17 protein-coding genes are annotated in these 18,662 nt (G+C 65.4%); 10 read left to right on the top strand and 7 right to left on the bottom strand.

Annotated features, from left to right (window positions below; genetic code table 11):
- Nucleotides 1-114: 114 nt before the first annotated feature.
- The gene (locus C8J24_RS15405) at nucleotides 115-1,302 is read left to right on the top strand and encodes an RsmB/NOP family class I SAM-dependent RNA methyltransferase (RefSeq protein ID WP_107933745.1); all 1,188 of its coding nucleotides are present in this window, start codon (nucleotides 115-117) and stop codon (nucleotides 1,300-1,302) included.
- A 32-nt stretch (nucleotides 1,303-1,334) separates the two neighbouring features.
- The gene (locus C8J24_RS15400) at nucleotides 1,335-1,835 is read left to right on the top strand and encodes a tetratricopeptide repeat protein (RefSeq protein ID WP_107933743.1); all 501 of its coding nucleotides are present in this window, start codon (nucleotides 1,335-1,337) and stop codon (nucleotides 1,833-1,835) included.
- Nucleotides 1,836-1,846: 11 nt separating this feature from the next.
- Here C8J24_RS15400 and rsmA read toward each other — a convergent pair whose 3' ends face one another.
- The 4 genes from rsmA to C8J24_RS15380 all read right to left on the bottom strand — a co-directional run bounded on the left by rsmA (nucleotide 1,847) and on the right by C8J24_RS15380 (nucleotide 7,432).
- Entirely contained in the window at nucleotides 1,847-2,698 is an 852-nt protein-coding gene (rsmA, locus tag C8J24_RS15395) for a 16S rRNA (adenine(1518)-N(6)/adenine(1519)-N(6))-dimethyltransferase RsmA (protein WP_107933741.1), read from the bottom strand.
- Nucleotides 2,695-3,705 carry a 4-hydroxythreonine-4-phosphate dehydrogenase PdxA gene (pdxA, locus tag C8J24_RS15390; protein WP_107933738.1) on the bottom strand — a complete coding sequence of 337 codons (1,011 nt, stop codon included), beginning with the start codon at nucleotides 3,703-3,705 and terminating at the stop codon, nucleotides 2,695-2,697. Before pdxA ends, rsmA begins: the two co-directional genes overlap by 4 nt.
- Before the next feature lie 7 nt (nucleotides 3,706-3,712).
- Nucleotides 3,713-5,116, bottom strand: a complete 1,404-nt coding sequence (locus C8J24_RS15385) for a peptidylprolyl isomerase (protein ID WP_107933736.1) — start codon at nucleotides 5,114-5,116, stop codon at nucleotides 3,713-3,715.
- Nucleotides 5,117-5,188: 72 nt separating this feature from the next.
- Nucleotides 5,189-7,432, bottom strand: a complete 2,244-nt coding sequence (locus C8J24_RS15380; RefSeq protein WP_208620993.1) for an LPS-assembly protein LptD — start codon at nucleotides 7,430-7,432, stop codon at nucleotides 5,189-5,191.
- A gap of 221 nt (nucleotides 7,433-7,653) precedes the next feature.
- On the opposite strand from C8J24_RS15380, the gene C8J24_RS15375 reads away from it, so the two are divergent.
- From C8J24_RS15375 to C8J24_RS15360, 4 genes are all read left to right on the top strand, one after another.
- Complete coding sequence (locus C8J24_RS15375; protein ID WP_107934282.1) at nucleotides 7,654-9,132, top strand: leucyl aminopeptidase; 1,479 nt, start codon at nucleotides 7,654-7,656, stop codon at nucleotides 9,130-9,132.
- A gap of 84 nt (nucleotides 9,133-9,216) precedes the next feature.
- The gene (locus C8J24_RS15370) at nucleotides 9,217-9,654 is read left to right on the top strand and encodes a DNA polymerase III subunit chi (RefSeq protein ID WP_031439002.1); all 438 of its coding nucleotides are present in this window, start codon (nucleotides 9,217-9,219) and stop codon (nucleotides 9,652-9,654) included.
- Between the two features lie 89 nt (nucleotides 9,655-9,743).
- A complete protein-coding gene (gene ndk / locus C8J24_RS15365; protein WP_031439003.1) occupies nucleotides 9,744-10,166 on the top strand; it encodes a nucleoside-diphosphate kinase in 423 nt (140 codons plus the stop codon).
- Entirely contained in the window at nucleotides 10,166-10,684 is a 519-nt protein-coding gene (locus C8J24_RS15360) for a GNAT family N-acetyltransferase (RefSeq protein ID WP_037528474.1), read from the top strand. Before ndk ends, C8J24_RS15360 begins: the two co-directional genes overlap by 1 nt.
- A gap of 24 nt (nucleotides 10,685-10,708) precedes the next feature.
- Here C8J24_RS15360 and C8J24_RS15355 read toward each other — a convergent pair whose 3' ends face one another.
- Genes C8J24_RS15355 through purM form a run of 3 tightly spaced genes read right to left on the bottom strand, consistent with a single transcriptional unit; the run spans nucleotide 10,709 to nucleotide 13,005 of the window.
- The gene (locus C8J24_RS15355; RefSeq protein WP_107933732.1) at nucleotides 10,709-11,311 is read right to left on the bottom strand and encodes a hypothetical protein; all 603 of its coding nucleotides are present in this window, start codon (nucleotides 11,309-11,311) and stop codon (nucleotides 10,709-10,711) included.
- A gap of 25 nt (nucleotides 11,312-11,336) precedes the next feature.
- Nucleotides 11,337-11,909, bottom strand: coding sequence for a phosphoribosylglycinamide formyltransferase (purN, locus tag C8J24_RS15350; protein ID WP_107933729.1), 573 nt, complete (start codon nucleotides 11,907-11,909; stop codon nucleotides 11,337-11,339).
- The gene (purM, locus tag C8J24_RS15345) at nucleotides 11,902-13,005 is read right to left on the bottom strand and encodes a phosphoribosylformylglycinamidine cyclo-ligase (protein WP_037528499.1); all 1,104 of its coding nucleotides are present in this window, start codon (nucleotides 13,003-13,005) and stop codon (nucleotides 11,902-11,904) included. Before purM ends, purN begins: the two co-directional genes overlap by 8 nt.
- A 64-nt stretch (nucleotides 13,006-13,069) precedes the next feature.
- Between purM and C8J24_RS15340 the strand changes: the two genes are divergently transcribed.
- From C8J24_RS15340 to C8J24_RS15325, 4 genes are read left to right on the top strand one after another with little or no spacing between them, the layout of a single operon-like run.
- Nucleotides 13,070-14,314, top strand: coding sequence for a heavy-metal-associated domain-containing protein (locus C8J24_RS15340; protein WP_107933727.1), 1,245 nt, complete (start codon nucleotides 13,070-13,072; stop codon nucleotides 14,312-14,314).
- Nucleotides 14,315-14,325: 11 nt separating this feature from the next.
- Nucleotides 14,326-14,970: a P-loop NTPase family protein gene (locus C8J24_RS15335; RefSeq protein ID WP_031439007.1), complete on the top strand. Its 645-nt coding sequence runs from the start codon at nucleotides 14,326-14,328 to the stop codon at nucleotides 14,968-14,970.
- A 15-nt stretch (nucleotides 14,971-14,985) separates the two neighbouring features.
- The gene (locus C8J24_RS15330; protein ID WP_107933725.1) at nucleotides 14,986-17,151 is read left to right on the top strand and encodes an RNA degradosome polyphosphate kinase; all 2,166 of its coding nucleotides are present in this window, start codon (nucleotides 14,986-14,988) and stop codon (nucleotides 17,149-17,151) included.
- Nucleotides 17,148-18,659: a Ppx/GppA family phosphatase gene (locus C8J24_RS15325; RefSeq protein WP_107933723.1), complete on the top strand. Its 1,512-nt coding sequence runs from the start codon at nucleotides 17,148-17,150 to the stop codon at nucleotides 18,657-18,659. Before C8J24_RS15330 ends, C8J24_RS15325 begins: the two co-directional genes overlap by 4 nt.
- Nucleotides 18,660-18,662 lie beyond the last annotated feature (3 nt).

Here is an 18,662-nt window from a genome sequence, read left to right as displayed (position 1 = left end):
GAGCCGATACCTGAAATCATTCCCTTCTGCGTCCGGGAGGGGGTAGGGGCAGGGGATGATGATGATCCCCTACCAAATCACTGCCCAATATTGCGCAATCCCGGGAGGCCGGCCTTGACCCCGTCGGCACGGACGCAGGCCGCGATCGAACTGCTCGACCAGATCATTGCCGCTGCCCGGGAGAGTGGCGCGGCAGCCGACACGCTCATCGCCCGCTACTTCGCCACGCGTCGTTACGCTGGGTCGAAGGACCGTCGCGCCGTGCGTGAGCTCGTCTATGCGGCGATCCGCAAGGCAGGGGATCGCCCCGAGAACGGTCGTGCCGCGATGCTGCTGGTGGCCGATGCCGACCCCGCGCTCGCCGCGACCTTCGACGGCTCGACTCATGCACCAGCGCCGATCGGCAAGGATGAACCGCGCGCACGCGCCGGCGTCGCGCCGCAATGGCTGACCAAGGCGTTGCGGGCATCGGGTCTCGACGGTGCAGCACTCACTGATCTTGCAGGACGTGCGACGCTCGATCTGCGGGTCAACACGCTCATCGCGGATCGTCCCGCCGTGCTCGCCGCATTGCCCGAGGCTGAGGCGACACCGCACGCTCCCGACGGGATCCGGCTACCGACTGGCACCAACGTCGAGGCATTGCCGCTGTTCAACGAGGGAGCGCTGGAAGTCCAGGACGAGGGCAGCCAAATCGTCGGGCTCGCGATGCAGGCCAAGCCCGGCCAAAGGATCGTTGACCTCTGCGCAGGCGCTGGCGGCAAGACGCTCGCGCTCGCCGCGATGATGGCGAACACGGGTACCGTCCTGGCCTGCGATACCGATCGTAACCGGCTGTCACGGCTGGCGCCGCGCGCGACCCGCGCGGGCGCCGCGATCATCGAGACGCAGTTGCTCAACCCGACCCGCGAGATCGAGGCGTTGAGTGAATGGGCAGGCCGCGCGGACGGCGTGCTCGTCGATGCGCCTTGTTCGGGAACAGGCACGTGGCGACGCAATCCCGAGGCGCGCTGGCGCCTGACGCCCGACCGCGTGTCCAGATTGCAGTCGACTCAACAGCAGGTGCTGTCGGTCGCGGCAACGCTGGTCAAGCCGGGCGGTGCGCTGGTCTATATCGTCTGTTCGCTGCTCGATGCAGAAGGCACGGACCAAGTGACGTGGTTCCTGGGCGCGCATCCCGGCTGGACGATCGCGCCGCTGTCGTTGCCAGCAGGCGCGGTCCATGGCCACGGGGTTCGGCTTGAACCGGGCCGCGACGGAACCGACGGATTTTTTGTCGCGCGCCTTATCAGCCCATGCTAGCCAAACCCGCTGTGCCCCGCCTGGAGACCATCATGCGCTTTTCGACCGTTGCCGTTGCCGCCGCGCTGACGGTCGTGTCCGTATCGACGTCACTGAGCGGCCAGCGGCCCGACACGCAGATTGATGCGCGGTCGTTGCAGTTGCTAGCGCAGGGGCGAAGCCTCAAGGCGGCCGGCAATCTCGACGGCGCGACCGACATGCTCGAAACCGCGGTCGCGGTGGATCCGCGCAATCGTGCGGCGTTCGTCGAACTGGGCAGGGTCGCAGAGGCACGCGAACTGCCGGGCAAGGCGATCCGCCTTTACCGCGAGGCGCTGCTGCTCGAGCCCAACGACGTCACCGCGTTGCAGGGGCAGGGCAGTGCGTTGGTGATGAAGGGCGCGGTCCTCCGGGCCCGCGACAACCTCGCCAAGATCCGCACCATCTGCAAGGGTCAGTGTCCCGAAGCCGTGCAGCTTGCCGCGATCATCGCCAAGGGTCCGCCCATCACGACTGCGCAGGTCGTAAAGCCCGCGACCCCCGCCAAGGACTGAGCGGAACGACTTCAGCCGCTGACGGTGAGCGGCCGCGTCTTCGCAGCGCGCGCCAGTGCCACGAAATCCAGCACCGACAAGGTCTCCGCGCGTCGCGTCCCATCGATCCCGATCCGCTCCAGCGCATCGAGAGCACCAGGCACCGACTTCAGGCTCTGGCGGAGCATCTTGCGACGCTGGCCAAATGCGGCGCCGGTCAGCCGTTCGAGCAGGGCGAAGTCGACACACTCGGGCGCAGCCTGTGGCGTAATGTGGACGACCGCGGACATGACCTTGGGTGGCGGCGTGAAGGCCGATCTATGGACCGGCATCGCGATCCGAGACGTGCTTCGCCATTGTGCGAGCACCGCCAGACGTCCGTAATGGTCGCTATTGGTGGTCGCGACGATCCGTTCGGCGACCTCTTTCTGGAACATCAGCGTCAGCGATTGCCACCATGGTGCCCAATCCGCCGACAGCCAGCCGACCAGCAAGGCAGTACCGACATTATAGGGCAGGTTGGAAACGATGTGAGGCTTTGTCGTGAACAGCGACGGCGCGTCGATCGCCAGCGCATCGCCTTCGATGACCGTTAGCTGCCCCGGGAATGCTTCCCCTAGTTCGGCTAGCGCGGGAATGCAGCGATGATCCCGCTCGATCGCCGTCACACGCGCGCCAGCCGCGAGCAGGGCGCGGGTCAGCCCACCGGGACCGGGGCCGACCTCGAGGACTTCAGCGTCGTGCAGATCGCCCGGCACGGCGGCGATGCGTGCTAGCAATTGCCCGTCGAACAGGAAATTCTGCCCCAGCGCCTTGCTGGCATTGAGGCCGTGCCGCGCGATCACCTCGCGCAGCGGGGGGAGGGCCGTTGCCGGGGCGATCATCGACTTTCGGCGCTTTGCGCGGCACGCCGATCAGATGCCTGGCCGGCCATCGCGATCGCCGCGATCATGGCACCCGGTTCGGCAAGGTCCTTACCGGCGATCGCGAATGCCGTGCCGTGGTCAGGCGAGGTGCGCACGATAGGCAGCCCGAGCGTGATGTTGACGCCTTCGTCGAAGTGGATGGTCTTGAGCGGCACGAGCGCCTGGTCGTGATAGCAGCAGAGTGCCGCGTCATAGGTCGCGCGCGCGCGCGGGTGGAACAAGGTATCCGCCGCAAAAGGCCCGGTCGCATCGATGCCCTCCGCGCGCAGCAGCTCGATCGCCGGGGCGATGATATCAATCTCTTCACGGCCGAGCGCGCCCTGTTCGCCCGCATGCGGATTGAACCCGGCAAAGGCGAGCCTCGGGGCCGCGATCCCGAAATTCCGCGTCAACCCGCGAGCCGTTGCCCGCCCCTTTGCGACGATCAGATCGACCGACAGCAGGGACGCGACGTCGCCGAGCGGTACATGCGTCGTGATCGGCACGACACGGAGCGACGGGCCGGCGAGCATCATCACGGCATTCTCGCCCGCGACGCCGAACCGTTCAGCGACGAACTCCGTCTGCCCGGGATGGGTGAAGCCAATCGCATAAAGCTTTGCCTTCGATACCGGCCCCGTGACCAGTGCGCGTGCTGCTCCGGTCTTGGCCAGTCCCACCGCAAGCTCGAGCGCGTGCAAGGCGCAACGGGCGCCCTCGACATCCGGATTCCCGGGCATGATCTCGCCCGCGTCTTCGACGCTCAGCACCGGCAGCGCACCGGCGAATACCGTGGCCGTTTCGGCAGGATCCGCGATCCCGACCACGGGCCCGGACCAGACCCGCTCGATCGCCCGGATGTCGCCGATCGCAACGAAGGGGGGCAGATCGTGCGCAACACGCGCGGCCCAAGCCTTGGCGATGATTTCAGGTCCGATCCCCGCAGGGTCGCCCATCGAGATGGCGAGGGGGCGCGACTGCGGCATGTCAGGATCAGCGATATTCGACGACGGCGTCACGACGCAGATCGCGCAGCTTCTGCTGGGCGCGCAAATTGACGCGCTGCTGCTCGAGCTGTCCCTGGATCTGTTCCGAACTTGGCAGATTGCCTGACTGCGGATCGTCGCGTCCGCACAGGACGAGGGCACGTACGCCCTGTTCGGCTGACCCGAATGGCGGGCTCGATTCGCCGACCTGCAACTTGAGCATCACTTCCTGAAGCTGCGGCGGAAGATCGCGGATTCGGACAGTATCATTGTCGACAACGTCGGCTCCGATGCCCGCGGCGACCTTTTCGACGGTGCCACACCCACGCAGATCCTTTGTAGCCCTCGCGAACGCCTCGGCACGGGCTGCTGCCTGCGCCTGCGAGGTGTTGGGCGGGAAGCGCAACGTCAGCTGCTTCAGGCTGAGCCGCGCGTCGCGTGGGTCGGCGGTCAGCACCTGGCGCTTGTCCGTCAGGTACAGGATGGAATAGCCGCCCGACACCTCAATCGGACCGGCCACCTGGCCGACCTGCATCGACTGCGTCGCCTGGGCGAGCTCGGGCGGCAGCGTCGATGCGCGAACCCAGCCGAGATCGCCGCCGACCGCGCGGGTCGACGCCTCGGAGAATTGCCGCGCATAGGACTCGAACGGCTGCGTGCCCTTCTGGATTTCCTGGATCAGCTGGCGGGCATTGGCATAGACCTGTTGCCCGTTCGTCGCATTCCCGGCGAGGTAGATTTCCTTCAGGTTGAACTCGTCCGTACCCTTGGCCGCCTCGAGACGGTCGATGATGCCTTTGACCTCCTCGTCGCCGACGTTGACGAAGGGCTCGACGCGCCGCCGCAGATAGCGCTGCCAGGCCAGTTCGCCTTCGATCTGACGCTTGAGCGAGCGATCCGACGAGCCGGTCTGCCGCAGATAGGCCGCCATGGTGGCAGGGGTCCGGTTGAACCGCTTCGACACCGCGTCATAGCTCTGCGTGAGTTCGGCAGGCGTGATCGTGATGTCGGCGGTCTTCGCCTCCTGGATCTGCAACGTCTCGTCGATCAGCTGCCGCAGGACCTGAAGCTTCAATCGGTCGCGGTCTTCGGGTGAGAGCTTGGCGCCCTCGTTGGCCATCGCGATCAAGGCGACGCGCTGATCGACGTCGGTGCCGGTGATCACGGAGTCGTTGACGATCGCCGTCGGCTTGCGGACGTTCGGATCAACCTTGCCGAAGATCTGAAGATTCGTCGGCAGATTAAGCCCGGTATTGTCGGGCACGCTCTGATCGGACACGGTCTGGCCGGATCCTCCAGCGGGCGCAGGCGTTGGCGCGGTCTGGGCAATGGCGCTTGCGGTCAGTGCGGCAAGGACCACAGCGCCGATTACGCGGCCACCACGCGCCGTCAGTCGAACATCATGCTTCAAGGTGTCGGTATCCCATCATCGCGTATCATCGCACGTGCCGCGCGGCCTACCCTGGCTTAGCTGAATGCGGGCTTAGCGGCCAAGATTGGTGAAGGCCAGCGTCAGCAGGAAACTGTTCCCCTTCCGCGCATCACCGGTATCGTTGTACGTCCGCCGCCACGTCGCGCCAAGCCGCAGGCAATCGTCTTCATACTGCACGCCGACACGGTGGCGGATCGGGCTGAAACCGTCGCTGACCGACAGCGGATCTTCCGACTTGTTCGTCAAATCGACGACCCCCGATCCGAAGGCCGACCAGAACCGGGCAAACTGGACACGGCCGGCGACGCGGATCTCCTCGCGGTCGCGCAAATCCTCGATCGCGGCGTCGATATTGCGGTTCAGCTTGAGATAGCCGACGAGCACATAGCTCGCGCGCGATCCGATCGTGGCGTCGATCTCGTTGCGGCGGATTGCCAGGCTGTCTTTGTCGAGCCGGTAGCGGTGCACCACCGAAACAAAGTCGCGGAACCGTAACTCACTGCGACCGACAATATCGGAGAACCGGTCGCTGAGCCCCGTACCGTCGGGCAGGATCGTCGGCCGCGTACCCAGGCGATAGCTCTGTCCGATATTCGTCGTGAAGGCGATCCCCGGAAGGTCGAGTGCCCACTCGCCGCCATAGGTGGCGCGCGAGGAATCCTCGAACCGGTCATACCCAGCAAAGCGGTTCAGTGCGAACAGGTTGGTATCGTCGAGGTCGACGGCCCGCGAATCCTCGTTGGGGATGCGCGTGTTGGCAATGCTCGGTGCGGCTACGAGCTGGACACGCGGCGTGAACCGCTGCGTGCCGCCGAGGAACGTGCCGATGAAAGGCCATTTCACGTCGACGGCCGCTGCGCCGATCGCCCGCTTGTGAAATCCTTCGAGTCCGCGATAACTGACGATCGAGGTCGCGTCGGTGTTGTTCGTGTTATAGGCGTCGGCGCGGGCGAATGCCGTGAAGGTAACTTCCTGACCCCAGTTCGTCAGGCGCCGAAGATCCCATTGCGCGCTGGCGAACGCGCGCTGCGTGTCCTGTCCGTCGGTGCGTGTCAGCGCGAGCGTGTTGAGCTGGAGCTGGACGCGGCCCCCGACCAGTCCATCGTCGAAGCGCTTGCGATAGTCGATCTCGGGAAGCGCGATCGGCTGCTGACCCTGGCTGTCATTGACGCGCAGCGTCTGGACGTACCAGCCGGTCAGCGCGAAATAGCTGCTGTCGTCGATCCGCTCGAGGCTGGCCGTGCTGCGCAACCGGTCGTCGCGCGAAATGTCGTAGCGCCGCAGGAACGTCCGGTCGGTCGTCAGGCGGAGCGAGCCGCTGACACTCCAGTTGGGCGTCAGCTGATAGCGCGCCATGCCGTCGAGATAGCCGCGGAACGCCATGCTGGTGTCCGCCGAATTTGCCGTGGTCAGATCGTCGCTTCGGCGGCTTTCAGTCGCATAGGCGCGCAGGCTGAACGCGCCCCTGGTGCTCAGCGCGGAATAGTCAGCCTGGAGCATCGGCAGGACGCTGGTGTAGAGGTGCGGCGTGACGACTAGGCCCTGGTTGGGCGCGAGCTTCACATAATAGGGAATGCTGACTTCGAAACCGTTGACCCGGCTATAGCCGCCATTGGGCGATAGCAGCCCGCTGTCGCTGCCCCCGCCGACGGGATTCGAGAATTTGGGTAGCGGCAGGCTGGGAAGTCCGAACAGGTGCAGGCGCGCGCCGGCATAATAGATCCGCTTGCGGTCGGGCCGATAGGTGACGCTGACTGCGGTGATCTTCCAGGTCGGCTCCTTGGGGCACCCGGCCGTGTTCACGACGGCGCAGGGCGTATATGCGGCACTGCGCAGTTCGACCGTGCCATCAGCCTCGCGCGTCCCCTGCTTGGCGGCCAGCCTGCCGCCCTGTTCGAGCACGACCAGCATGTTGTCGACCACGCCGTCTTTCAGCGAGTCGGTCAATTCGATCGAGTCGCCATAGGCAATGTCGCCCTGGGGGTTGGTGACCGCGATATTGCCCGTCGCAAGAACCTTGCCCGTCTTGCGGTTCCACACCACCTTGTCGGCGCGCAGCCGATCGCCCTGGCGGAACATGCGGACTTCGCCAGTTGCCGTGACGATGTCGGCGTCGGTGTCATATTCGAGACCACTGGCGCTGAATTGCACCTGATCCGGATCCGTTGGGGTCGACGATGTCGGCGTTTCCGGAAGGGGCGGCGCTGCCGGACGCGCCTGGAGATCCTGCGCACGCGCGGACGCCGGAAGCAGTCCCGATGCGAGCAAGGCGAGCGACAGGGCGCAACCCGCCATAAGGTCGATACGCAACACGATCCGAACCAACCCCTTTTGGAACTGCGGCCGGTCGCCGCCATACCGCGCCGCCTATCGCATCGTCCGCGCGTTGCTGCAATCGCCGTGCGTCGGATCACCGCTATCCACAGGCTTGATCAGCCGCGACCTTGCTTTGCCGCTTCCGCAGCATCAGCTTAGGGGCATCTAGCCCAGTCTATTCAATGTTTTTCGAGGTCCCCATGCAGATCGATTTCACTCCCGTCGCCAAGCCCGATGCGGCCATTCTCGCCGTGCCTGTTGCCAAGGACGCATTGTCCACGACGCGATGGACCGCGATCGGGAATGGCGTCGAGGCGGTAGCGACGCAGGCCGCGGCCGCTGCCCGCTTCACCGGCGAAGCGGGGGCGATCATCGAGGTCTTCGTTCCGGTCGCGGACACGGTAGGCCAGCTCCTGTTCGTTGGCGTCGGTGCGGGCAGCGATGCGGATTGGGGGAAAGCGGGCGGTGCGGTCACCGCGCGCCTGCTGACGTCGGGCGCCACCTCGGTGACGATCGACCTGGGTGCCGCCGGGACGCCCCCGAGTGCTGCGGCCGCCGCCCGGTTCGCCGCAGCGGGCCTGCAGCGGGCATGGCGTTACGATGCGTATCGCACGAAGCTTGCCGAGACGTCGAAGCCGAGCTTGACGACATTCACGATCGCCGGTGCACCCGAAGGCACCGACGCGGCATGGACCGACCAGTCCGCGGTAAGTGGCGGCATGGACCTGACGCGGTGGCTCGTCACGTCGCCGCCGAACATTCTCTACCCCGAGAGCTTCGTCGAGAAGGTGACGAAGGACGTCGAAGGGCTGGGGCTCGAAATCACCGTCCTAGACGAAGCGCAGATGGCGGAACTCGGCATGGGTTCGCTGCTCAGCGTCAGCCAGGGCTCGCGACGCGAGGCCCGCCTGCTGGCGCTGAAGTGGAACGGAGCCGCTTCCGACGTCCCGACGCTTGCCTTTGTCGGCAAGGGTGTGACGTTCGACTCGGGTGGTATCTCCATCAAGCCGGGCGCTGGCATGGAAGACATGAAGTGGGACATGGGCGGGGCAGGGGCGGTCGCTGGCGCGATGAAGGCGCTGGCGGCGCGCAAGGCCAAGGCCAATGTGGTCGGCGTGATGGGGCTGGTCGAGAACATGCCCGATGGCGCGGCGCTGCGGCCTAGTGACGTCATCACGTCGATGTCGGGCCAGACGATCGAAGTCCTGAACACCGATGCCGAAGGACGGCTGGTGCTTTGCGACTGCGTAACCTGGGTGCAGAAGACGCATCAGCCGACGACGATCGTCGATCTCGCGACGCTGACGGGTGCGATGATCGTCGCGCTTGGCACCGAGAATGGCGGCATCTTCGCCAATGACGACGCGCTGGCGGACCAGTTGCTTGCGGCTGGTACGGCCAGCGGCGACACGCTGTGGCGTTTCCCGCTGTCGCCGGCCTACGACAAGCTGATCGACTCGCCGATCGCGGACATGAAGAATGTCGGCCCGCGCGGCGCAGGGTCGATCACTGCGGCGCAGTTCATCAAACGCTTCGTCGACGAAGGCGTGAAATGGGCGCACCTCGACATCGCGGGCATGGTCTGGTCGGACAAGCCGGGAACCCACCACGATAAGGGCGCGACCGGTTATGGCGTGCGCCTGCTCGACCGTTTCGTTGCCGACAATTTCGAAGGCTGAACGTCACCTATCCCGTCATCCCGGCAGCGGTCGGGATGACGGGGGGGCACTTGGGCGGCAGTCTGAACTCGGGGGATGAGCATAATGCAGGTCGATTTCTACCACCTGACCACCCCGCTCGACCGCGTCCTTCCGCGAATCGCCGAGCGCGTTGTGCAGACCGGCGGCCGCCTGCTTATTGTCGCCGAACCCGAGGCGCAGCGTGTCGCGCTCGATCGGCTCCTCTGGTCCTATGCGCCGGAGAGCTTCCTGCCGCATGCACATATCGGCGCAGGTAACGACGCGGCACAGCCCGTTCTGATTGCCAGCGACGTGACGACGGCCAACGCCGCGCGCAACGTTGCGATCGTCGATGGTCGCTGGCGGGACGCGGCGCTCGATTTCGAGCGGGTATTCCATGTGTTCGATGAAGAGGCGATTCGCGAGGCGCGGCTGGCATGGAAGACGCTGGGCGATCGAGACGGTGTCGAGCGTCGGTACTGGAGACAGAACGATGCCGGCCGCTGGGAGCAGGCTGCCTGAAATTGGACGGCATAGGCGTTGCTTTGGGGCCGATCCGCGCCTAAGCGCCGCGCATCCTATTTCCGTCAACACAGGAGCCCGTGACCATCATGGCCGCGAACCGTACCTTTTCGATCATCAAGCCCGATGCCACCCGCCGCAACCTGACCGGTGCGGTCACCAAGATGCTCGAGGAAGCCGGCCTGCGCGTCGTCGCGTCGAAGCGCATCCAGATGACCCGCGAGCAGGCCGAAGGCTTCTACGCGGTGCACAAGGAGCGCCCCTTCTTCGGTGAGCTCGTCTCGTTCATGATCTCGGGCCCCGTCGTCGTCCAGGTTCTCGAAGGCGACAACGCGATGCAGCGCAACCGCGACATCATGGGCGCGACCAACCCGGCGAACGCCGAACCCGGCACGATCCGCAAGGAGCTTGCCGAGTCGATCGAAGCCAATAGCGTTCACGGTTCGGATTCGGACGAGAATGCCGAGATCGAGATCGCCTATTTCTTCAAGCCCGAAGAAATCGTCGGCTGATGCTCTGGCGGCTGCGACGCGCGACGGTGGGCGATGCGCCCGCCCTCTCGCTCGTCGGAGCCGCCTCGTTTCTTGACGCCTACGCAACAGCATTTGCGGGCGTCGACATCGTCGATCATTGTACGCGGAACAACAGCGTCGCGGTCTTCGAGGCATGGCTCGATGATCCGGCAACGATCGTGACGCTCGCCGAATATGAGCCGGGCCATGCCCCGATCGGCTATTCCGTACTTACGAAGCCTGCATTTCCTATCGACACCGGCCCTCGCGATATCGAACTGCGCCGCATCTACCTCATGAAGCAGGCGCAGGGATCAGGTCTCGGTGCCGCGTTGATGGACCGGGCGCTCGCTGACGCGGCCGAGCGCGATTACGCCCGTGTGTTGTTGGGTGTGTGGGGCTTGAACGCCCGCGCCCGCGCCTTTTACGAACGCCAGCAATTCTCCGTGATCGGCACCCGGCCCTTCAGGATCGGGACGACGCCGTATACCGATCCGGTCTACGCCCGTGAAATCTGACGGTCGCAGGGGTAAGGTGCCTCGTTAGCGTTGTTGGCGTGTCCATAACGCGTCTAGCCTAGCCTGATCGCCGCCACGTTGCCTGAGCTTCAAGCCCTCCAGTTTCAGCGATCGGCCGAACGGAAACACACCGGCTTTCGTGCGCCAGATCACGTCGTAGATGCCGCTTGCCGAACCCGAGACATCGCCGTCGGTATAGGTGACGGCAATGAGGACCGGCAGCCGCCCGGCCTGATCGTCCGCGCCGCCGTCGGTGGCTTTCAGCAAGGCCTTTTCGAACCAGTCGCGTTGGATCTGATCCGTCAGGGCATCCTTGCGCTCGACGCTCAGCGCCGAGGGGAACGCGATCGTCGCCGTCTGGATATCGTGCTTGTCGTCCCGCAGCAACATCAGCGAATCGCCATTCTCCGCCGCGACGGCTCGGATTTCGAAGCGTCGGCTTTCGCGCTGTTCGCTGGCACGCGCGCTCGCCTTCTCGGCCTTGTCCGCGTTGCGCTCGGACCAGTTGCTCCAGAGCGTGAGTGCCGCGATGAGCACGCCAGCGACCGCGAGGACCTCTGCCAGCGTCACCCAGCGGCGACGCGTTTCGGCGGCTTCACGCCGTTCGGTCGGTGTTTCGCGGCTCATCAGACGTCTGCTTTCGACAGGGCGTTCATCGTGTCACGAACTCGGCGAGCGTTCTGGGGTATAGCGCATGTTCCGCGGCCAGCACGCGATTCGCCAGCGCGTCCGCGTCGTCGGCTGGCAGAATCGGGACTTCGGCCTGGCCCAGCACGACGCCGCCATCGAGTTCCTCGGTAACCAGATGGACCGAGCATCCTCCGGTGGCATCGCCCGCCGCGATCGCCCTCGCATGCGTCTCGAGCCCCTTATATTTGGGGAGCAACGAGGGATGGATATTGACGATCCGATCGCGCCATGCGGCGACGAATCCGTCGGAGAGCAGCCGCATATAGCCGGCCAGCGCGATGACATCGACCGCGGCGTCCCGGAGCGCCCGATCGATCGCCGCCTCAAAGGCCGGTTTACCCAACCCGCGGGGAGACAGCGCAAATGTCGCTATCCCCTCGGCCTTTGCCCATGCGATGCCGGCCGCCTCCGGCTTGTCGGACGCGACGAGCACCACCTCATAAGGGCAGTTCGCAGCGCGCGACGCCTCAACCAGCGCGATCATGTTCGATCCGCGCCCCGATAGGAGCACGCCGACGCGCGTTCTGTCAGCCATGAGTCGCGGTCCAGTCGGCGCGCGCGCTCCATGTGCCCGCCGAACCGCGCACGGTGCAGCCATGTGTCCCCGCCTCGATCCGCCCGATCGGGAATACCGTCTCGCCCGCGGCTTCCAGCGCAGCGGTGATCATCGTCACATCGTTCGCGTCGACGATCGCAACCATGCCGACGCCGCAATTGAAGGTTCGTGCCATCTCCTCCGGTTCGATAGCACCCTGCGCCTGAAGGAACGCCATGAGCCGGGACTGCTCCCAGGCATCCGCATCGACGGTTGCGTGAACGCCTTGTGGCAGAACCCGTGGAATGTTTTCGAGCAACCCACCGCCCGTGATATGCGCGAGGCCCTTGATGCGGCGTTCGCGCAGGAGCGGCAGCAGGCCGGCGACGTATATCCGAGTCGGTGCCATCAGATGGTCGATCAGCAGCTTGTCCTGATCGAACAGCGCCGGCCGGTCGAGTTTCCACCCGCGGTCGCTGGCGAGACGGCGGACCAGCGAGAAGCCGTTCGAATGCACGCCCGACGACGCCAGTCCGAGCATCACATCGCCCGCCGCGATATCGCGGCCGGTCAGCATGTTGGTCCGCTCGACCGCGCCGACGCAGAAGCCGGCGAGATCATAGTCGCCGTCCGCGTACATGCCCGGCATCTCCGCGGTTTCGCCGCCGATCAGCGCACAACCGGCCGTCTTGCAACCCTCTGCGATCGACGCGACCACGCGCTCCGCCACCGCGGCGTCGAGCTTGCCGCTTGCATAATAATCGAGGAAAAACAGCGGCTCTGCGCCCTGAACGATTAGGTCGTTCACGCACATCGCAACGAGATCGATGCCAACGCCGTCATGTCGGTTCCATTCGATCGCGAGCTTCAGCTTGGTGCCCACGCCATCGTTCGCCGCGACCAGCAAAGGGTCGACGAAGCCCGCCGCCTTCAGGTCGAACAGGCCACCAAAGCCGCCGAGATCGGCATCGGCGCCGGGTCGTCGCGTCGAGCGGGCAAGCGGTGCAATCGCGCGCACCAGCGCGTTGCCGGCGGCGATCGAAACCCCCGCTTGAGCATAGGTATAGGGCGTGGCGGTGTCTGGCGTATCGGTCATGATCGGTGCTGCTAGCCACATCGCGCTTGGATTTCCACGTCTGCTTCGCCAAAAGGCCCGCGTGATGCGTATCCGTGCCCTTCCCATCGCGCTTGCCGGCGCCGCGCTCCTGCTTGGCGGCGGGGCCGTGCTCGCACAGATCGAGGGCGGCAGCCGCGGCGCAGCGCCCGTCGATAGCGGGAGTGCGTACGAGGTCAGCGGCGTCATCGTCGACGTCGCGGGCCCGTCCGCCGACGCTGCCCGCTATGGCGGCTGGCGACTGGCGCAGCGCAAGGCCTGGGTGCAGTTGTCGAATCGGCTGGGCGGGGGCGGCGCGCTGGTGTCCGACGGCACGCTCGATTCGCTGGTTTCGGGTATCGTCGTCGAGAACGAACAGATCGGGCCGCAGCGTTACGTCGCCAAGCTCGGCGTTCTGTTCGATCGGACTCGGGCGGGATCGCTCCTGGGCATCTCGACTTATTCGGATCGGTCGCAACCGATGCTCGTCATACCGGTCCAATGGTCGGGCGGTGTCGGGCAGGTCTTCGAACAGCGGACGGAATGGCAGCAGGCCTGGGCACGCTACCGGACGGGCAACAGCAGTATCGACTATGTCCGCCCGTCGGGGTCGGGTCCCGACGCGCTATTGTTGAACGTCGGCCAGACGCAGCGGCCCGGCCGCGGATGGTGGCGGACGATCATCGATCAATATGGCGCCAGCGACATTCTCGTTCCGGTCGTCACACTCTATCGCCAATGGCCGGGTGGCCCGGTCATCGGGGTGTTCGAAGCACGTCATGGCCCCGACAACGCGCTGATCGGCCGTTTCACGCTGCGTGTCGGCACTCCGGACGGGCTGCCGCAGCTCATGGACACCGGCGTCAAGCGGATCGACGACCTGTACCAGCAGGCGCGGCGGAACGGCACGCTGCGAGTCGACTACAGCCTTTCGCCGCCACCTGCGCCCGATCCGATTGCGACCGAAACCGTCCCGGTCGACGAAACGGCCGACGCCAATACGGCCGTCCTGACGGGGGGCACCGGCCTGTCGATCACCGTTCAGTTCGATACGCCCGCAGCGGCGGCCGTTACCTCGACGGAGGTGGCGCTGCGGGCGATTCCCGGCGTCCGGTCGGCCGCGACGACCAGCCTCGCACTCGGCGGCGTGTCGCTGATGCGTGTCGCCTATGATGGTGATCCGGCAGCGCTCAAGGCGGCGCTCGAAGCGCGCGGCTATCAGGTATTCGGCTCGGGCCAGACCATCCGGATCCGCCGGACCGCACAGCTTCTTCCGCCGGACCTGCCCGCGGACAATGCGACGACAGGGTGAGCGCAGACCGAATGACTCAAATTGCGCTGCCGCTCGGTTGGCCGGCGGATCCCCGTGACGACGCCTTCCTCGTAACCCCTTCAAATGTCCGTGCGGCGCAGACGCTGGAGCATTGGGCGACCTGGCCGGTGATGACCGCCATCCTGACCGGTCCGCGAAAGTCGGGCCGCAGCCTGCTCGCGCGGATCTTCGCGGCCAAGAGTGGCGGGACGATCATCGACGACGCCGAACGCGTACCCGAGGCACAGCTTTTCCACGCCTGGAACCAGGCCCAGGAAGAGCAGAAACCGTTGCTCATTGTCGCTGACGCGGCACCGCCCGAATGGAAGGTCAAGCTTCCCGACCTGCGATCGCGCCTCGCCGCAAGCCCGATCGCGGCGATCGGTGCACCCGACGACGAGCTCATGCGCCTGTTGCTTGCGCATCTGTTCGAGCGCCGCAACGTCGATGCACGGCCTGATCTCATCGACTGGCTCGCGTCGCGAATCGAGCGTAGTCATATTACCGTCACGCGAACCGTCGATGCGCTGGATCAGGAAACCATGGAACGCCGCAAGCGCTTGTCCATTAATCTTGCACGCACCACCCTGACCGAGGCTGGCCTGATCCTACGACCGCAACTTGCCCTTGATCTGCCGCTTTTCACGTCACCTTAAGCCCCTAGAGGACCGATGAACCGTCCAGCGCATATCGTCCGCCAAGCGGAAGACGACGACGATCCCATCGGCGCCCAGCCGAACGACCGATTTTTCAACCGTGAGCTTTCCTGGCTCGCGTTCAATCGGCGCGTTATCGAGGAGGCGTGCAATCCGGCGCACCCGTTGCTCGAACGGCTTAGATTTCTCTCTATCTCGGGATCCAATCTCGACGAGTTCTTCATGGTGCGTGTCGCCGGACTGAAGGGTCAGCAGACGCAGGACGTCGATCGTCGCTCGACCGACGGCCTGACCGCCGGGCAGCAGCTGACCGCGATCATCCGCGAAGCGGACGCGCTGATGGAGAGCCAGCAGGCGGTCTGGGGCGATCTTCGTGTGCTGCTCGACGAAGCGGGGCTGTTTGTCCTGCGCCGCGATGCCGTCGAGGGCGAAGCCGATGATTGGCTCGAAACGCATTTTCGCGAGCAGATCTTCCCGATCCTGACCCCGCAGGCACTCGACCCTGCGCACCCGTTCCCGTTCATCCCGAACCGCGGCCTGTCGGTGATCTTCGACCTCGTCCGCCGGTCGGACAATGAACCAGTCCGCGAACTGGTCATGTTGCCGCACACCATGACGCGCTTCGTGCGGTTGCCTGGCGAACCCGCGCGCTACGTCGCGATCGAGACGCTGCTCAAGCGGTTCGCACCCGTACTGTTCCCGGGCTATGAGGTTCTTGCCGCCGCGAGTTTCCGGGTTCTGCGCGACAGTGACATGGAGATCGAGGAGGAGGCGGAGGACCTTGTCCGCTACTTCGCCAACGCGATCAAGCGTCGGCGCCGGGGCCGGGTGATCCGGCTCGAGCTGGAGACCGGGATACCGGACGTGCTGGCAGCGGTACTCAAGGATGAACTCGGCGGGGCCGAGGCGATCATCACCGAAAGCGGCAATCTGCTGGGCATCGTCGATCTTGACGGCCTGGTCGAGGAGGATCGCCCAGATCTCAAGTTCCCGCCGTTCACGCCACGCTTTCCAGAACGTATCCGTGAATTTGGTGGCGACTGTTTCGCGGCGATCAAGGCCAAGGACATCGTCGTTCACCACCCCTATGAGACATTCGAGGTGGTGCTCGCTTTCCTGAAGCAGGCGGCGAACGATCCCGACGTGGTGGCCATCAAGCAGACGCTCTACCGCGCCGGCAAGCAGCCGGCCGTCATCAACGCGCTGATCACGGCCGCCGAGGCCGGAAAGTCTGTCACCGCGGTGGTCGAACTCAAGGCACGGTTCGACGAGGAGCAGAACATGGTCTGGGCCTCCGCGCTGGAACGCGCAGGGGTGCAGGTCGTCTACGGGTTCATCGACTGGAAGACCCATGCAAAGGTTTCCCTGGTCGTCCGCCGAGAGGGGCAGGCGTTCCGGACCTACTGCCATTTCGGGACGGGCAATTATCACCCCGTCACGGCCAAGATCTACACTGACCTCAGCTTCTTCACCGCCGACGCGGCGGTCGGGCGCGATGCCGCGCAGATGTTCAACTACATCACCGGCTATGTCGAACCGACGGACATGGCCCGTGTCAGCCTGAGCCCGCGGGACCTCCGGAAGAATCTGATGACCCTGATCGACGTCGAGATCGCCAATGCGCGCGCGGGGCGACCGGCAGGGGTCTGGGCGAAGATGAACTCGCTGGTCGACCCTGCGGTGATCGAGAAGCTGTACGAGGCGAGCGGGGCAGGGGTCGAAATCGACCTCATCATCCGCGGCATCTGCTGTCTCCGACCGGGTGTGCCCGGCCTGTCCGAAACGATCCGCGTCAAATCGGTGATCGGCCGGTTCCTCGAACACAGCCGTATCTGGGCTTTCGGAAACGGGAAGGCCTTGCCGAACGACGGTGCGAAGCTGTTCATCTCGTCCGCCGACTGGATGCCGCGTAATTTCGATCGGCGCGTCGAATATATGCTGCCGATCCTCAACCCGACGGTGCACGACCAGATCCTCGACCAGGTGATGGTCGCCAATCTCATCGACAACGAGCAAAGCTGGGAGCTAGGACCCGACGGCGATTATTCTCGCGTCGATCCCGGCGATCGTCCGTTCAACCTGCATCGGTATTTCATGACCAATCCGTCTCTTTCCGGCCGTGGTGCATCGCTTGCCACGAGCGCAACCGTGCCGACGCTTTCGCTCCGTCGACAGCGATGAGCGTTACCAACCTTCTGTTCGGCACCGCGACGCCAAAGGTTGAGGTCGACGACCATCCGCGCACCGGGATCATCGACATCGGATCGAACTCGATCCGGCTCGTCGTCTATCAGGGACCGCCCAGACTGCCGGCGATCCGGTTCAACGAGAAGGTGCTGGCGGGCCTCGGCCGCGGATTGGCGGCGACGGGCACGATCGAAAAGTCAGCACTCAAGACCGCTAAGGTGGCGCTTGCGCGGTTTGCCGCGGTTGCGCGTGAGATGGAGTGTTCGACGCTGCGGACGGTTGCCACGGCAGCAGTTCGCGATGCCCGGAACGGGGGTGACCTCATCGCCGCGGCAGAGGAGTTGGGGCTCAAGGTCGAGACGTTGTCGGGCGGACAGGAGGCGAGCGCTGCGGGCTATGGCGTGCTGTCTGCGATTCCTGAGGCGGATGGCATCGTCGGCGATCTCGGCGGCGGCAGCCTCGAGCTCGTACGCGTCCGCCGTGGCAAGATCGAGGACAGCGTCTCGTTCCCCCTCGGCGTGCTGCGTATCGGACCGATGCGGGCGAAACGCGGCAAGGTGCTCGAGCGTTATGTCGCGCGGCTCGTGCGCGCCGCCGGCTGGGCCGCACGCGGGCAGGGACTGCCCCTCTATCTCGTCGGCGGGTCATGGCGGGCACTGGCGCGGCTCGATATGGAGTTATCGGACTATCCGCTGCCGATCATCCATCAATATCCTATGACCGCGGCGACCGTCACGCGCCTCAGTCGCACCATCCCGCAATTGTCCAAGCCACGCCTGAAAGCCATTCCGGGCCTGTCGTCCGGGCGGATCGCGACGCTCGGCGACGCCGCCGCGTTGCTCGGCATTCTCATGCGCCAGCTCGGCAGCAAGACGACGATCGTTTCTGCGTACGGCCTTCGCGAAGGGCTGCTCTACGGCGACCTCAAACCGGCGGCGCGGGCCCTCGACCCCCTGATCGAAGCCGCACGCGAGGAGGGGCGACTGCTCGGCCGCTTTCCTGAACATGGCGACCTGCTCGATCGCTGGATCGCGCCGTTGTTTGTTACCGAGCCCCCGGCGGTGGCGCGCTTGCGCCACACTGCCTGCCTCCTGGCAGATGTGGGTTGGCGCGCCAATCCGGAGTTTCGCGCCGAGCGCGGGGTCGAAGTCGCGTTGCACGGCAATTGGGTCGCGATCGACGCACCGGGTCGGGGTATGCTCGCCCAGGCACTGTATACCAGCCTCGGCGGTGACCTGGCCGCCGCGGATCCCGTGGAGCGCCTGGCGACACCCGCAGAGATCCAGAGCGCGACGGCCTGGGGACTTGCGATGCGTCTCGGGCAGCGGATGAGCGGGGGGCTTGCCGGACCGCTCAAACGCTCGCGCCTCACCGATGATGGCGTATCGCTGACGCTTACGCTGCTACCCGCAGATCGGGGACTTTACGGGGAAGCCGTTGAGCGGCGACACGCGGCGCTTGCCGCGGCCATCGGCCGGAAACCTGTGCTCGCGATCGCCTGACCG

This window comes from Sphingomonas aerolata (genome assembly GCF_003046295.1).
GTDB lineage: Bacteria > Pseudomonadota > Alphaproteobacteria > Sphingomonadales > Sphingomonadaceae > Sphingomonas > Sphingomonas aerolata.
Note: the sequence above shows the minus strand (reverse complement) of the source record. Positions and strands in the feature narration are given on the sequence as shown.

Excerpts from the sequence above, each read along its gene's own strand:
- C8J24_RS15400 (WP_107933743.1), top strand. The coding sequence starts at position 1,335 with ATGCGCTTTTCGACCGTTGCCGTTGCCGCCGCGCTGACGGTCGTGTCC.
- rsmA (WP_107933741.1), bottom strand. The coding sequence starts at position 2,698 with ATGATCGCCCCGGCAACGGCCCTCCCCCCGCTGCGCGAGGTGATCGCG.
- pdxA (WP_107933738.1), bottom strand. The coding sequence starts at position 3,705 with ATGCCGCAGTCGCGCCCCCTCGCCATCTCGATGGGCGACCCTGCGGGG.
- C8J24_RS15380 (WP_208620993.1), bottom strand. The coding sequence starts at position 7,432 with ATGGCGGGTTGCGCCCTGTCGCTCGCCTTGCTCGCATCGGGACTGCTT.
- C8J24_RS15375 (WP_107934282.1), top strand. The coding sequence starts at position 7,654 with ATGCAGATCGATTTCACTCCCGTCGCCAAGCCCGATGCGGCCATTCTC.
- C8J24_RS15370 (WP_031439002.1), top strand. The coding sequence starts at position 9,217 with ATGCAGGTCGATTTCTACCACCTGACCACCCCGCTCGACCGCGTCCTT.
- ndk (WP_031439003.1), top strand. The coding sequence starts at position 9,744 with ATGGCCGCGAACCGTACCTTTTCGATCATCAAGCCCGATGCCACCCGC.
- C8J24_RS15360 (WP_037528474.1), top strand. The coding sequence starts at position 10,166 with ATGCTCTGGCGGCTGCGACGCGCGACGGTGGGCGATGCGCCCGCCCTC.
- C8J24_RS15355 (WP_107933732.1), bottom strand. The coding sequence starts at position 11,311 with ATGAGCCGCGAAACACCGACCGAACGGCGTGAAGCCGCCGAAACGCGT.
- purN (WP_107933729.1), bottom strand. The coding sequence starts at position 11,909 with ATGGCTGACAGAACGCGCGTCGGCGTGCTCCTATCGGGGCGCGGATCG.
- purM (WP_037528499.1), bottom strand. The coding sequence starts at position 13,005 with ATGACCGATACGCCAGACACCGCCACGCCCTATACCTATGCTCAAGCG.
- C8J24_RS15340 (WP_107933727.1), top strand. The coding sequence starts at position 13,070 with ATGCGTATCCGTGCCCTTCCCATCGCGCTTGCCGGCGCCGCGCTCCTG.
- C8J24_RS15335 (WP_031439007.1), top strand. The coding sequence starts at position 14,326 with ATGACTCAAATTGCGCTGCCGCTCGGTTGGCCGGCGGATCCCCGTGAC.
- C8J24_RS15330 (WP_107933725.1), top strand. The coding sequence starts at position 14,986 with ATGAACCGTCCAGCGCATATCGTCCGCCAAGCGGAAGACGACGACGAT.
- C8J24_RS15325 (WP_107933723.1), top strand. The coding sequence starts at position 17,148 with ATGAGCGTTACCAACCTTCTGTTCGGCACCGCGACGCCAAAGGTTGAG.